Origin of the sequence: Streptomyces anatolicus (assembly GCF_019400875.1) — a bacterium.
In the GTDB taxonomy this organism is placed as follows: Bacteria; Actinomycetota; Actinomycetes; order Streptomycetales; family Streptomycetaceae; genus Streptomyces; species Streptomyces anatolicus.
Window position 1 is genome coordinate 1 of sequence record NZ_WMBF01000148.1, and the last position, 13,924, is coordinate 13,924.

Here is a 13,924-nt window from a genome sequence, read left to right on the forward strand (position 1 = left end):
CCTTCAGGGTCCGCGCACCCGCCACCGGCGCGTCCACCCGCGGCACAGCCCCCAGCAGCTCCCGGGTGTACGGCTCCCGGGGCGCCGCGAGGACATCCCGCACCGCCCCCCGCTCCACCGCGCGCCCGCCCCGCATGACAAGGACCTGCTCGGCACTCTCCGCCGCGACGCCCACGTCGTGGGTGACCAGGAGCAGGCCCATGCCGGTCTCCTCCCGCAGCGTGTGCAGCAGGTCGAGGATCTGGGCCTGGACGGTGACATCGAGGGCGGTGGTCGGCTCGTCGGCGATCAGGAGAGCGGGTTCGCACGCCAGCGCCATGGCGATGAGCGCGCGTTGGCGCATGCCGCCGCTGAACTCGTGCGGGCGCGAGCGGGAGCGGCGCACGGCGTCGGGAATGCCGACCCGGTCGAGCACGTCGACGGCACGCGCGCGTGCCGCACGCCGGGACGCGCCGGTGTGCACGCGGTGCACCTCGGCGATCTGGTCGCCCACCGCGTAGTACGGGTCGAGGGAGGAGAGGGGGTCCTGGAAGACCATCGCGGCCTTACCGCCGCGCAGCCGCCGCAGCTCCGCGTCCGAGGCCTTCTGTACGTCGACGCCCGCGACCCGCACCGATCCGTCGACGCGCGCGCCCGTGCCCCGGTGGAGCCCGAGCAACGCGGACGCCACAGTCGACTTGCCGGACCCCGACTCCCCGACGAGGGCGAGCGCGCCGCCCGCCTCCAGGGTGAAGGAGAGCCCGTCGACGGCCCGTACCCCGGAGCCGAACTCCACGCTCAGATCGGTCACTTGGATGAGGGTCACGACAGCACCACCCGTCGGTCGGCCACCGCGTACAGCACGTCCGCGACGGCGTTGGCGAGCACCACGAAGAAGCCGGTGACCAGGACGAGGCCGACCACCACCGGCAGGTCGACGACCTTCACCGCGTGCACGAGTTCACGCCCGAGCCCGGGCAGGCCGAACAGGGTCTCGCTCAGCACCGCGCCGCCGAACATCGACCCGACATCGTTGGCGGTCAGGGCGATGACGGGCGCCACCGCTCCCCGCAGCGCGTGCTTGCCGATGATCGACCGCTCCCCCACCCCGTACGCGCGAAAGGTGCGCACATGGTCCTCGGCGAGCGTCTCCAGCATCGAGGAGCGGGTCAGCCGCGCGTACTTGGCGGCTTCGATCAGCGCGAGCGAGAGCCAGGGCAGGAGCAGGTTCCAGGCCCACTGCGCCGGGTCGTCGCCGAAGTCGGTGTACTGCGGGAAGGGCAGCCACTGGAGCTGCCCGCAGACCACGATCATCAGCAGCAGGCCGATCACGAAGACGGGCGTGGCGGTGCCCGCGAGCGTGACGGCGGTCAGGACGCGCTCGCTGATCCTGCCGCGCCGCCAGGCGGAGAGCACACCGGTGCCCACGCCGAGGACCAGCCACATCACCATCGCGCCCAGCGCGAGGGAGGCGGTGACCGGGAGCTTCGCCGTGATCAGCGCGGTGACCTGCTGGTCGCTCTGGTAGGAGACGCCGAGGCAGGGCGCCCCGCAGTGGTCCACTCCGGTGCCCGTCGAGTAGTCGTGGCCGGCGAAGACGCCGTGGAGGAAGTCCCAGTAGCGGAGGTAGAGCGGGTCGTCGAGGCGCAACTGCTCGGCGACCTGCTGGACCTGCGCGGGTGAGCAGCGGGGGCCGCAGGTGATCTGGGCGACGTCGCCGGGGGCGACGTAGAACACCACGTAGATGATCACGGAGAGGGCTAGGAGCGTGGTCAGGGCGCCGAGAAGGCGCCGCAGCAGGAAGGCGGAGAGCCGGGTCAGGCCGGTCATGCCCGGGCCTCCCGCTTCCGGCCCGTGCCGACACGCAGCCGGGAGGCGGCCCGCGGGTCGAGCGCCGTGCGCACGCCGTCGCCGAGGACGGTGAGCGCGAGGACGGTCACGAAGAGCGCGCCCGCCGGGAGGAGCAGATACTGCGGCGCCGCCTGGTACCAGACGTCCGCGGCCGTGAGCATCTGCCCCCACGACGGGGTCGGCGGTTTCACGCCGACGCCGAGGAAGGAGAGCGCGGCCTCGACCGTGATGTTGGCGGGCACGAGGAGGGCCGCGTAGGTGATGACGGGCCCGGCGAGCGCGGGCAGCAGTTCGCGCCGGGCGATGCGTACGGGGCCCCAGCCGCTGAGCCGTGCCGCGGCCACGTGGTCGAGTTCCTTGAGCGTGACGGTCCGCGCGCGCACGATCTTGGCCATGTTGCCCCAGGCGACGAGGCCGATGACGAGGGCGACGAGCACGGGCCGCGGGAAGCCGTCCGGCACGACCGCCATCAGAGCGAGCGCGAGGACCATCAGCGGCAGGGCGACGATGACGTCGGTGGCGCGGCTGAGCACCTGGTCCACCCAGCGGTTGCCGAACCCGGCCGCGACGCCGACCGCGACGCCGACGGCCACCTGTACGACGGTCGCGGCGAGCGCGACGCCGAGCGAGACCCGGGCCCCGTACACGAGGCGGGCGAAGAGGTCGCGTCCGGTCTGGGGTTCGACGCCGAGCCAGTGCTCGCCGCTGATCCCGCCGAACGGGCCGACCGGCACGCCACCGCGCGCCGAGTCGATGAGGTCCGGGTGGTAGGTGGTGGGGTCCTGGCCCTCCAGGGCCGTGAGCAGCGGCGCGGCGAGCGCCACGAGGGCGAGCAGCGCGACGACGGCCGCCGCGACGAGGGCGGCGCGCTGCTCGCGCAGCCGCCGCCAGAAGATCGTCACGACTACTTCACCGCGACCTGGGAGACGTCGAGCACACCGGTCCAGTCACTGATGACGACGTTCTTGACGTCCTTGCCGTAGAGCCGCTTGTAGACGGGGTGGAAGAGCGGCACGGTCAGCGCCTTCTCGCCGATCCTCTTGTCGAGGGCGCCCCAGCGCGCGGCGGCGGCGTCGAGGTCGGTGAGCTTGTTGATCTCGTCGATCTCGTCGTTGACGGACTTGTCGTTCAGGAAGCCGGTGTTGAAGTTGGCGCCGTCCTCGACGATCTGGCGGCCGTCGAAGATGGGGGCGAGGAAGGGGCCGCCGGAGGGCCAGTCGGCGCCCCAGCGGGAGAGGAAGAGGCCCGGCTCGTCCTTGGCGCTGTGGATCTTGTCGGAGTAGTCGTTCTCCTCGAGACCCTGGAGCTTGACGGTGATTCCGGCCTTCTTCAGGGCGTCCTGGATGGCGGTGGCGATCTCAGGGCTGGTCTCGAAGTCCTTGGCGTTGGAATGGGTGAGCGTGATGGTCAGGCCGTTCTTGTGACCGGCCTTCTTCAGCAGCTCCCTGGCCTTCTTCGGGTTGCCGGACGCGCCCGCCGGGAAGTGGTCGTATTTCGTGTATCCGAAGGACTTCTGGTTCGGCAGATACGTCGTCGCGGGCTCGGCGAGCGAGGAGCCGCCTGCCGCGTTGACCACCGACGAGCGGTCGACGGCGTACGAGATGGCCTGGCGCACCTTGGGGTCGTCGAAGGGCTTCACCTTCGGATTGAAGGCGAGGTAGTTGGTGTACCCGAAGTGTCCTGTGCCGACGTGCGAGGCGAGTTCCTTGTCGCCTGCGACCTTGGCGAGTTCGGCCGGGCCGAGGTTGGTGTCGGTGGTCACGGCGGCGGCGTCGGCGCCCTGGCTCGCGGAGAGCCGCTGGTTGATGACGGACGAGTCGAGTCCGGAGCGTACGTCGATGACGTCCGGGTAGGCCTTGCGCTCCTCGTCGGTCTCCGCGGACCAGTGCGGATTGCGTTCCAGGCGCAGCCGCTCCCCGTCGTTCTCGTTCTTGACGACCTTGTAGGGCCCGGAGGAGAGGGGGTGCTCCTCGTACTTCGTGCCCTTGTCCTTGCTCTTGGGTACGGGCGCGAACTGCGTCTGGGTGGCCAGGTAGGGGAACTCGCCCTCGGGCTTGTTCAGATGGAAGACGATGGTCCGCTCGTCGGGCGTCTCGATCGACGCGAGCCCCTTGCCGCTCTTGTCCTTGTAGGGGCCCTGGTATTTGTCGCCGCCGATGAGCCAGTCCCTCAAGTAGGGCGCGCCACCGCTGAGTTCGGCGGCGAAGGAGCGCTCGATGCCGTACTTCACGTCGGCGGAGGTGATCGGCGTGCCGTCCTCGTACTTGAGCCCCTTCTTCAGGGTGTACGTCCACACCGTGGCGTTCTTGCTCGGCTTGCCCAGATCGGTGGCGAGGTCGGGGACGACCTCCGCGCCCTTGGCGCCGTCCTCGCGGTTGCGGGTGGTCAGGGTGCGGAAGACGAGGCTCGGCACGTTTCCGCCGCCGGAGGTGTAGAGCCGGGCGGGGTCGAAGTCGGTCTGCGGGTCGCGGTTGAGGACGGTGAGTGTGCCGCCCTCGGCCGGCTTTCCGCCGCCGCCCTTGGTGTCGTTGTCCTTCGGGCCCGCGCAGGCGGCGGCGCCCGAGGCCAGGACCAGGCTGACGGATGCCGCTGCCACGCGGCGGGCTATGACGGACGATCGACTCATCGGAGGAGGCCTCTCGGGAAAAACGCTGCGCGAAGGGGCAGCGGTCAGCGGAAATGAAGCAGAGCTGACCCCGGGAAGGCGCGGGGAAACAAGGCAGCACAGGGCTGCGGAAAACGCGACGCACTCGCCGGGGCGGGCGTCAGCAACAGTGAATGTCGGCCACGCAGAGCGCGGTCACGCCGAGCAGCGTCAGCTCGATGGCTGCGCTCGAAGGGGCGTGGCGGTTCGACATGCGCAGAAATATGAACGAACTTCCGACGGATGTCAAAGCGACCGCCACGGCGGGCGGCGACTCGCCATGGTCAACTCTTGGGGAACGCCCAGGGGTTGGCCTTGCACTTGATGCCGTCGTGCTCCAGGAACTTGGTCTGCTGCTGCATGACAGGCGCGAGGTCCCCGTCCTTCGTGCAGTCCGTGTGGTTGAAGCCGAGCCGGTGCCCGACCTCGTGGTTGATCAGCATCTGCCGGTAGGGGTGGATGGCGTTGCCGAATTCCTTCTTGACCTCGTCGCCGTAGGTCTTGGCGCCCTGCGCCCACCGATAAGCGTTGATCATCACGCGGTCCGTCGCCGCGGAATCGCACGACACATTGTCCTGGGTCGTATCGAGTCCGGATTTCGCGCACCAGGCCGCGGTGGTCCCGGGACTCGCCAGCGTAATGACGAAATCGGGCTTGCCCGACGAGATCCGCTCGAAGGCGCGGGCCCCGCCGTGCGCCCAACTCCGGTCGTCGTTGAGGGTTTTCTGCACGGCCTGCGCGAAGAGCGGGCCATCGAGACCGAGCCCCTTCTCGACGTCGACGCGGTACCGGAAAAGCTGTCCCTTTCCGGGTGCCTTGTCGAACCCGGCGATCGCCTCGAAGTCGCCGGACGCCTTGAGCTTCGCGTCCAGCGGGTATTTCTCACCCATTTTCTGGTCGTACGTCACCGGGGCCTTGTCCGGTTTCTCGGCGGGGTCCCGCAGCGGCGCCGGACGCTCGTCGGAGCGCGAGGCGGGATCGTCGGTGTCGCGCGCGCCGCCGTCGGGGGCGGCCTTGGGGCGGGCGTCGGAACCGCTCCCGCCGCCGGTGACCTGCCCTGCCACGACGACTCCGAGCACGAGGGTCACGGCGGCGGCCGCGATGCCCGCGAGGAGGCGGGTGCGGCCGGTCCTCCCGCCGTCTTCGACCTCGGCGTCGGCGTCCGCGTCGGGGCCGGGGCCCTCGGAAGAACTGCCGCCGCGCCGGGGCTCGGGGACGTCGCTCCAGTCGGTGACGGAGGCGTACGGGTCGCCGCGGCGCGGGTCGTCGCCGTCCGGGCCGTCGCCGTTCGGGTCGCGGCGGTGCTGCTCCTCGCCGGGGAAGGCGTCCATGTACTCCTGGCGAGGGGCGGAACGATCCTGCCGGGGTCCCGGTATGCGGGGTCCCGACCCCGTGTCGGAGACATCGCCCCAGCCCCCGCCGGGCTCCCGCTGCTCGGGGTGCCCACCGCGGACCTCGGGAACTCCGCGGGGCGGCGTGCCGTGCGCGGGCGTGCCGTGCGCCGGCGTGTCCTTCCCGCCGGACGCGCGCCGACGGCGCCCGGTACCGGGCCCCGGGCCCGCCTGCGCGTCGGCACCGGCACCGGAACCCGCACCCTGCGCCGACGGCACCCCCGAACCACCCGAACTACCCGTACCGCCGGTCGCGCCCGCCGGACCGCGGCGACTATGTCGTCCCACGCGCCGCCTCAGCTCCCCGAACCCGTACGGGAGTCGCCGGCGGCACAGCCATCACGGACGATCCGAGCGCGCGGAGCGCTCAGCTCCCCCAGGTCGACGAGGAGTTCACGGAAGCCCGTGGCCACGCTCTGCGGGTCCTCCATCATCGCCACATGCCCCGCGTCGGGCAGCGTCAGCAGCCGCGAGTCACGGAACGCGGCGGCCGCCCTGCGTGCCATGCGGAACGAGACGAGCAGATCGCGCCCTCCGTAGACGAGCAGGGTCGGCGCGAGCACCCGCTCGGCCTGTCGCCAGAGGCCGTGCTGGCCGCCCAGGGTGTACGCGTTCACGATGCCGCGGGCCGTGCGCGTCATCGCGTCCCAGAAGTAGGGGAGCTGGAGCCTGCGCTCCATCTCGCGGACCGCCGCGCTGAAGCCTTCCGGGGTGACCTTCTCCGGGTCGCCGTAACAGAGCCCCATCACGCCGCGCACCCGCTGCTCGGCCGTCCACTCCCTGGTGAGCCGGGCGAAGAGCGCGGCGACCCCCGGCACCGCGACCAGGCCGGTCGGCAACGCCGTGCGCTGCACCCGCAGCTCGGGCAGCGCGGGCGACACAAGCGTCAACGTACGCACGAGATCGGGGCGGACCGCGGCGACGCGCGTCGTGATGGCGCCGCCCAGGGAGTTCCCGATGAGGTGGACGGGGCCGCGGGCGCTCGCGTCGAGGTAGCGGATGACGGCGCGCGCGTGTCCGGTGAGGGAGTAGTCGCCGTCGTCCGGCGGGGGCGAGTCCCCGAACCCCGGCAGGTCGATCGCCTCGCAGTCGACGACGTCCTCCAGGAGCGGCATCAGGGCCGACCAGTTCTGCGAGGAGCCGCCGAGCCCGTGCACGAAGAGCGCGGGCGGAAGCCCGGGGCGGACGGAGGGCCGCGAGCGCACGGTCAGCGTGAGTCCGGGCAGCCCGACCGAGCCGAGCCGCTCCCCCTCCGCGACCGCGACGGCACCGGGCTTGGGCGCGGCGGTGGCGGCCAGCAGGTTCGGCAGCTCGGTCGAAGGCATGCGGCAATGTTACGAGACGATCACGCGGGGGTTCACGTGTTCGCCGTCACAGATCGCCCCGCATCACATAGCGCCTGATCCGGGTCTCTCCTACGCTCATAGAAAGCGGGCGAACAGGGCACTCGCATCACGAAGGGCCACCAGTACCGCAAGGGAAGAGAGCCATACATGAGTGTCGACCCGACCGATCCCGAGACCTTCGAGACGGAAGAGGACGCGACCGGCGCCGAGGCCGACGTGGAGGCCCCGGAGGCGGACACCGCGGAGCAGCACACCGATCTCGCCCCCAGCAGGGACGACTCCCTCCAGGACGCCGACCCGAACGCCGCCAGCGAAGCCGACCTCGTGGAGCAGGCCCGTGTGGTCCGCCTCGACGAGGACGACTACCGCTGAGGGTGCCGGGAGAGCCGGGGCGCCGGTGAGGGGCGAGGAGCCGGGCCGACGCCGGCCTGAGCGTGTTTGCCCCGCTACGCACCGCCGCGCACCCCGGCCGCGGCGGTCCACTCCGTGAAATTCTGCGTCCGCACCGCGCACATCACTGTTACCGAAAAGTACGATGGCGGCGCGGCGCACACCGCACATCGGACGATTGGGAGGCGGCGTGACAGCCATCGAGCAGACAGAGGCGGCACGCCCGCGGGGCACACGCCTGCCGCGCCGTGCCCGACGCAATCAACTTCTCGGCGCGGCCCAGGAAGTTTTCGTCGCACAGGGTTACCACGCGGCCGCGATGGACGACATCGCCGAGCGCGCCGGGGTCAGCAAGCCGGTGCTCTACCAGCACTTCCCCGGCAAGCTCGACCTCTATCTGGCCCTGCTCGACCAGCACTGCGAGTCACTGCTCCAGTCGGTCCGCACGGCGCTCGCGTCCACCACGGACAACAAGCTGCGCGTCGCCGCGACGATGGACGCCTATTTCGCGTACGTCGAGGACGAGGGCGGCGCCTTCCGGCTGGTCTTCGAGTCGGACCTGACGAACGAGGCCGCGGTCCGCGAGCGCGTGGACCGGGTCACGCTCCAGTGCGCGGAGGCGATCTGCGAGGTCATCGCCGAGGACACCGGCCTGCCCAGGGACGAGGCGATGCTCCTCGCCGTCGGCCTCGGCGGGTACTCGCAGGTGGTCGCCCGGTACTGGCTGGCCAGCGGCAGCACGGTCCCGCGCGAGAACGCGGTGCGGCTGCTCACGTCGCTCGCGTGGCGCGGCATCGCCGGCTTCCCGCTGCACGGCACCGAGGGCCACTGACCGCTCGCCCCTCTGTTCCCGTCCGGTGTTCGCTACCGGCGTTCATGGCCAGGTCCTTCCGCCTCCCCTCACCGGGCTAATGTGTGCTGGGTACGGCGCGGACGGCCGCGCACAGACTGACCGTCGGAGGGACAAAGCCGTGGAGGTCAAGATCGGCGTGCAGTACGCGCCCCGCGAGATCGTGCTGGAGAGCGGCCAGAGTGCCGAGGAAATCGAGCGCGCGGTGTCCGAGGCGCTGACCGGCAAGTCGCCGCTGCTGAGCCTCGTGGACGACCACGGCCGCAAGGTCCTGGTTCCGGCCGACCGCCTGGCGTACGTGGAGCTCGGCGAGCCCACGGCGCGCAAGGTGGGCTTCAGCGCCCTGTAGGACACGCTCGCGGACACGCCCGCAGGACGGGCCCGTGGGACGCGCATACGAGTACGGCCCGGTGGTTCTCAACCACCGGGCCGTACTTGTCTGTTGGCGTGCTTGTCGTACGAGGTGAAGACGGGGCCGCCGGTTCGTGGAGGGTTGCGTTCCGGCCACCTTGGGTACACCGGCTACGACCGACACGCACTGGCCGCGAGGGAGGGCATCACCGTGATTCTGGAAGCGCTCGGCTCCGCTCTGCTGGGTTTCGCCCTGTCCTGGGCCATCGCGCACCGCCTGGCGCACCGGCTGCCCGCGCGCAGCCTCGTCCTGTCGACGGGCCCGGCGGGCGCCCTGATCGGCGCCTTCATCACACACATGGCGCTGGGCGCCGGACACGCCCCCGCGACCCTCCTGGGAGCGGCGGCGGTATCGGCGGCCCTGCTCTCCCTGCTGATCCGCCCGACCCGAAACGGCCTGCACCGCTCAGCGACGGCGTAGGGAAACCGGCTGAACGGCTAGGCGGCCAGGCCCAGCGCCGCCATCCGCTTGGTGTGCGCCTCGGTGATGCGGGAGAACATCCGCCCGACCTCGGCGAGGTCGAACCCGTCGGCGACGCCCCCGACCAGCATGGTGGAGAGCGCGTCCCGGTCCGCGACCACCCGCTGCGACTGCGAGAGGGCCTCGCCCATCAGCCGCCGCGCCCACAGCGCGAGCCGCCCGCCCAGCCGCGGATCGGCCTCGATCGCGGCCCGCACCTTCTCCACGGCGAAGCTCGCGTGCCCGGTGTCGTCGAGGACGCCGAGCACGAGTCCGCGCGTATCGACGTCGAGGCGGGCCGCCACCTCGCGGTAGAAGTCGCTGGCGATCGAGTCACCGACGTACGCCTTGACCAGGCCCTCGAGCCAGTCGGACGGCGCGGTCTGCCGGTGGAAGCCGTCGAGCGCCGCCACGAAGGGCTCCATGGCCTCGGTCGGCTCCGCGCCGATCGCCGAGAGCCGGTCCCGCAACTGCTCGAAGTGGTGGAACTCCGCCGACGCCATCTTCGCCAGCTCCGCCTTGTCGCCGAGCGTCGGCGCCAGCTTCGCGTCCTCCGCGAGCCGCTCGAACGCCGCCAGTTCTCCGTAGGCGAGCGCGCCGAGCAGGTCCACGACCGCGGCGCGGTAGTGGGGCTCGGCGGAAGCCTTCGCCCAGTCCTGGGCGGCGACGCCGGTGGGCCCGGCGGGGGTTTCTGCGGAGGGTCCGGCGGGAGTTTCGGCGGGGGGTTCGGCGGCGGATTCAGCGGCGGTGTCAGGCGTCTCCATGAAACGCACAATAGCCCGCCTGCCGTAAGGCGTAAGGCCCTGGTCACTCCCCGAACAGACCCTGATCGGTGACGGGTGGGTCCCTGATCGGTCAGTGTGACGACGACCATGTGACGAATTCGCCAGACACGCATGCGAGATTCCGGGGTACAGTGGTATTGCGCCTGCCGAATATTCGACAGGCCGTACGAATGAGGATGCCCGGTCGGTGGCCCGATCGGCTCCGACCCGACAGCCCTCCGGGCGGTACGCGCAGCTGCGTACGGCACGAGGAGGGAACCTCAGCGGTAAGAGCGCTCGAGCGCAGGCAGTGGTCCCGCGCCCCCGGTCAGCCCCCCAAGCGTCCGGCGGTAGTGGCACGGTCACGACCCCCAGCGTTCGCCTCACGCCGCGTCTCACAGAAGAGGCATAGCCCTGACTACGACTTTCCGAGAGCTCGGGATTCTTCCCGAGACAGCCGAAGCCCTTGAAGCCGTCGGCATCATCACCCCCTTCCCCATCCAGGAGATGACCCTCCCCGTAGCCCTTTCGGGCAAGGACGTCATCGGCCAGGCCAAGACCGGCACCGGCAAGACGCTCGGCTTTGGACTCCCGCTCCTGGAGCGCGTGATCGTCCCCGCCGACGTCGAGGCGGGCCGCGCCAAGCCCGAGCAGCTCACCGAGGCGCCGCAGGCCCTCATCGTCGTCCCCACCCGCGAGCTGTGCCAGCAGGTGACGAACGACCTCCTGACCGCCGGCAAGGCGCGTAACGTCCGCGTCCTCGCCATATACGGCGGCCGTGCCTACGAGCCGCAGGTCGAGGCCCTCAAGAAGGGCATCGACATCGTCGTCGGCACCCCCGGTCGTCTCCTCGACCTCGCGGGCCAGCGCAAGCTCGACCTCAAGCACGTCAAGTGCCTCGTCCTCGACGAGGCCGACGAGATGCTCGACCTGGGCTTCCTGCCCGACGTCGAGCGGATCATCAACATGCTGCCGCCGAAGCGTCAGACGATGCTCTTCTCGGCGACCATGCCGGGCGCGGTCATCGGCCTCGCCCGTCGCTACATGTCGCAGCCCACGCACATCCGCGCCACGGCGCCGGACGACGAGGGCCAGACCGTCGCGAACACCGCGCAGTTCGTCTACCGCGCGCACAACATGGACAAGCCGGAGATGATCTCCCGCATCCTGCAGGCCGACGGCCGCGGGCTCGCGATGGTCTTCTGCCGCACCAAGCGCACGGCGGCCGACATCGCCGAGCAGCTGGAGAAGCGCGGCTTCGCCTCGGGCGCCGTCCACGGCGACCTCGGCCAGGGCGCGCGCGAGCAGGCCCTGCGGGCGTTCCGCAACGGCAAGGTGGACGTGCTCGTCTGCACGGACGTCGCCGCGCGCGGCATCGACGTCGAGGGCGTCACGCACGTCATCAACTACCAGTCGCCCGAGGACGAGAAGACCTACCTCCACCGCATCGGCCGCACCGGCCGCGCGGGCGCCAAGGGCATCGCGATCACGCTGGTCGACTGGGACGACATCCCGCGCTGGCAGCTGATCAACAAGGCGCTCGACCTGGGCTTCAGCGACCCGGTCGAGACGTACTCCAGCTCCCCTCACCTGTACGAGGAGCTGAACATCCCGGCGGGCACCAAGGGTGTCCTGCCGCGCGCCGAGCGGACCCGTGCGGGTCTGGGCGCGGAGGAGATCGAGGACCTCGGCGAGACGGGTGGGCGCGGGCGTGGTTCCCGCGGTGACCGTGACTCGCGTGGTTCGCGGGGTGACCGTGACTCGCGTGGTTCGCGGCGCGACGGTGGTTCGCGTGGCGACGGTGGTTCGCGTGGCGACGGTGGTTCGCGTGGCGACGGTGGTTCGCGAGATGACCGTGGTGGTCGTACGTCCTCGGGTCCCGCATCCCCCGCCTCTTCGGAGCAGGAGCGCCCGGCGCGCACGCCGCGCCGTCGCCGCCGGACGCGAGCCGGCAGCCCGCTGGACGCGACCCCGGTGACGGCGTCCGCTCCGGTCGCCGAGGTCGCGGCCGAGGTCACCACTGCGACCGCCCCTGAGGTCATCGCTGAGGTCATCGCTGAGCCGACGGAGTCGCGCACGCCGCGTCGTCGGCGTCGGACGCGGGGCGGGGCGGCGCCGGAAGCGGTGACCGCGACGGCCACGGCCACGGCCACGGCGGCCGAGCCTGAGGCGCCGGTGGCTGCTCCCGTTCCCGAGGCGGAGGCGCCGGTGACGAAGCCGCGCCGCCGGACGCGGAAGGCTGCGGAGCCGGTTGCCGAGGCGGAGGCCCCGGTCGAGGCCGCTGCCGCTGCCGCTGTCGCTGCCGAGAAGCCGAAGCGGACGCGGAAGGCTGCGGAGCCGGTCGCCGAGGCGGAGGCCCCGGCCGCCGCCGAGAAGCCGAAGCGGCGGACCCGTAAGGCTGTGGAAACGGCGGTTGAGGCCGAGGCCCCTGCGGCCGAGAAGCCCAAGCGGACCCGCAAGGCCGCGCAGCCCGTCGCCGAGGCGGAAGCTCCGGCTGCCGCCGAGAAGCCGAAGCGGCGCACGCGGAAGGCCGCGGAGCCGGTCGCTGAGGCGGAAGCCCCGGTCGCGGCCGCTGTCGCTGCCGAGAAGCCGAAGCGGCGTACCCGCAAGGCCGTCGAAACGGCGGTTGAGGCTGACGCCCCTGCGGCCGAGAAGCCCAAGCGGACCCGCAAGGCCGCGCAGCCGGTGGCCGAGGCGGAGGCTCCGGTCGCCGCCGAGAAGCCGAAGCGCACCCGCAAGGCCGCACAGCCGGTCGCCGAGGCGGAAGCCCCGGCCGCCGCCGAGAAGCCGAAGCGCCGGACCCGTAAGGCTGCGGAGACCGTGGTCGAGGCGGAGATCCCGGCGCAGGCGACGGAGGAGCCGAAGCCGCGTCGCCGTACGCGGAAGGCGGTTGCCGCCGAGGCGGCCGAGGTGACCGAGGCCGAGGCTCCGGCGCCACGCCGACGTACGCGCAAGAAGGTCGAGGCGGCGGAGAGCTGACGCTCATCCCTCCTCACACGAAGGCCCGTCCCTGCCCGGGGCGGGCCTTTGCCGTGCCTCCCCCTCCGCCCTCAGTCGATCGTCTTGATCACCCGGGCGGGCACTCCTGCGGCCACGGTGCCGGCAGGGACGTCACGAGTGACCACCGCACCGGCGGCGACCACCGCACCGGCACCGATGGTCACCCCTTGCGTGATCACGGCAGCCGTCCCGATCCAGACGTCGTCCTCGATGACGATCGGGGCGAAGGAGAGGTACTCACGGCGCTCGGCGAGGGGCAGCGGATGGCCTCCCGTGATGAGGCTGACCTTCGGGGCGATCATGACGCCGTCGCCGATACGGATGCCGCCCTTGTCCATGAAGGTGCAGCCCTGGTTGACGAAGACGTTCTCGCCGAACGTGGTGTTCAGCCCGCCCTCGGTGAAGAACGGCGGGTAGATCGTCACCGAGTCCGGCAGGGGGCCGCCGAATACAACGGAAAGTAGTTCTGCGCGGGCTGTGCTGTCGCTGAACGGAAGCGTGTTCAGCCGCGACGTCGCGTCGGTAACCTCCTTGATCCGCTCCACATGACGTGCGAACTCGGGTGTCTGGACGTACATGACGTGCTCTGTGCGGGTGGACATGGGCTGATCCCACCACTGCGCGGAACACGCGATCAAACAACCTGTACGAGGTAGACACAACCAATGGTTGTCCGAACTCGGACGGCCATCGAGCAGGCCGAGCAGGCTGCGCGCCCCGGTGGCCGACCCTTGCGCGTCGATGCCCTCAACTGCCGGGGCCGGCAGACCAGGCCCCGGCCAGGACCAGCGCCGAACGGCTCCTGGACACTCCGACCCGCCCACCCGCTGGTTGACGC

General features: G+C 71.3%; 14 protein-coding genes. 5 read left to right on the forward strand and 9 right to left on the reverse strand.

Going from position 1 to position 13,924, the window contains the following annotated elements; translation table 11 throughout:
• The 7 genes from GKQ77_RS15585 to GKQ77_RS15610 form a co-directional block, all read right to left on the reverse strand.
• Window positions 1–805: ABC transporter ATP-binding protein (locus GKQ77_RS15585; protein ID WP_219689368.1), on the reverse strand; the 805-nt coding region annotated here is incomplete at its 3' end.
• Window positions 802–1,809 carry an ABC transporter permease gene (locus GKQ77_RS15590; protein ID WP_219689369.1) on the reverse strand — a complete coding sequence of 336 codons (1,008 nt, stop codon included), beginning with the start codon at window positions 1,807–1,809 and terminating at the stop codon, window positions 802–804. The genes GKQ77_RS15585 and GKQ77_RS15590, both read right to left, overlap by 4 nt.
• On the reverse strand, window positions 1,806–2,732 hold the full coding sequence (locus GKQ77_RS15595; protein WP_308117677.1) for an ABC transporter permease: 927 nt from the start codon (window positions 2,730–2,732) through the stop codon (window positions 1,806–1,808). Before GKQ77_RS15595 ends, GKQ77_RS15590 begins: the two co-directional genes overlap by 4 nt.
• A gap of 2 nt (window positions 2,733–2,734) precedes the next feature.
• Window positions 2,735–4,456 carry an ABC transporter substrate-binding protein gene (locus GKQ77_RS15600; RefSeq protein WP_219689370.1) on the reverse strand — a complete coding sequence of 574 codons (1,722 nt, stop codon included), beginning with the start codon at window positions 4,454–4,456 and terminating at the stop codon, window positions 2,735–2,737.
• Between the two features lie 139 nt (window positions 4,457–4,595).
• Window positions 4,596–4,688 (reverse strand): Ms4533A family Cys-rich leader peptide, encoded by a 93-nt coding sequence (locus tag GKQ77_RS34135; RefSeq protein ID WP_372459891.1) that lies wholly within the window; start codon window positions 4,686–4,688, stop codon window positions 4,596–4,598.
• 70 nt (window positions 4,689–4,758) lie between these two features.
• Window positions 4,759–5,805, reverse strand: coding sequence for a DUF3152 domain-containing protein (locus GKQ77_RS15605; protein WP_372459892.1), 1,047 nt, complete (start codon window positions 5,803–5,805; stop codon window positions 4,759–4,761).
• 356 nt (window positions 5,806–6,161) lie between these two features.
• The gene (locus GKQ77_RS15610; RefSeq protein WP_219689372.1) at window positions 6,162–7,190 is read right to left on the reverse strand and encodes an alpha/beta fold hydrolase; all 1,029 of its coding nucleotides are present in this window, start codon (window positions 7,188–7,190) and stop codon (window positions 6,162–6,164) included.
• Window positions 7,191–7,358: 168 nt separating this feature from the next.
• On the opposite strand from GKQ77_RS15610, the gene GKQ77_RS15615 reads away from it, so the two are divergent.
• The 4 genes from GKQ77_RS15615 to GKQ77_RS15630 all read left to right on the forward strand — a co-directional run bounded on the left by GKQ77_RS15615 (window position 7,359) and on the right by GKQ77_RS15630 (window position 9,283).
• Window positions 7,359–7,583, forward strand: a complete 225-nt coding sequence (locus tag GKQ77_RS15615) for an Rv3202a family protein (RefSeq protein WP_219689373.1) — start codon at window positions 7,359–7,361, stop codon at window positions 7,581–7,583.
• A gap of 208 nt (window positions 7,584–7,791) precedes the next feature.
• Window positions 7,792–8,433, forward strand: coding sequence for a TetR/AcrR family transcriptional regulator (locus GKQ77_RS15620; protein ID WP_219689374.1), 642 nt, complete (start codon window positions 7,792–7,794; stop codon window positions 8,431–8,433).
• Window positions 8,434–8,572: 139 nt separating this feature from the next.
• Window positions 8,573–8,800 carry a DUF3107 domain-containing protein gene (locus tag GKQ77_RS15625; RefSeq protein WP_055543834.1) on the forward strand — a complete coding sequence of 76 codons (228 nt, stop codon included), beginning with the start codon at window positions 8,573–8,575 and terminating at the stop codon, window positions 8,798–8,800.
• A gap of 213 nt (window positions 8,801–9,013) precedes the next feature.
• Complete coding sequence (locus GKQ77_RS15630; protein WP_219689375.1) at window positions 9,014–9,283, forward strand: hypothetical protein; 270 nt, start codon at window positions 9,014–9,016, stop codon at window positions 9,281–9,283.
• Between the two features lie 17 nt (window positions 9,284–9,300).
• Here GKQ77_RS15630 and GKQ77_RS15635 read toward each other — a convergent pair whose 3' ends face one another.
• Window positions 9,301–10,095, reverse strand: coding sequence for a ferritin-like fold-containing protein (locus GKQ77_RS15635; RefSeq protein WP_219689376.1), 795 nt, complete (start codon window positions 10,093–10,095; stop codon window positions 9,301–9,303).
• 498 nt (window positions 10,096–10,593) lie between these two features.
• Between GKQ77_RS15635 and GKQ77_RS15640 the strand changes: the two genes are divergently transcribed.
• Window positions 10,594–13,065, forward strand: a complete 2,472-nt coding sequence (locus GKQ77_RS15640) for a DEAD/DEAH box helicase (protein WP_258021385.1) — start codon at window positions 10,594–10,596, stop codon at window positions 13,063–13,065.
• Window positions 13,066–13,136: 71 nt separating this feature from the next.
• Here GKQ77_RS15640 and GKQ77_RS34235 read toward each other — a convergent pair whose 3' ends face one another.
• Window positions 13,137–13,664 carry a DapH/DapD/GlmU-related protein gene (locus tag GKQ77_RS34235; protein ID WP_219689378.1) on the reverse strand — a complete coding sequence of 176 codons (528 nt, stop codon included), beginning with the start codon at window positions 13,662–13,664 and terminating at the stop codon, window positions 13,137–13,139.
• Window positions 13,665–13,924 lie beyond the last annotated feature (260 nt).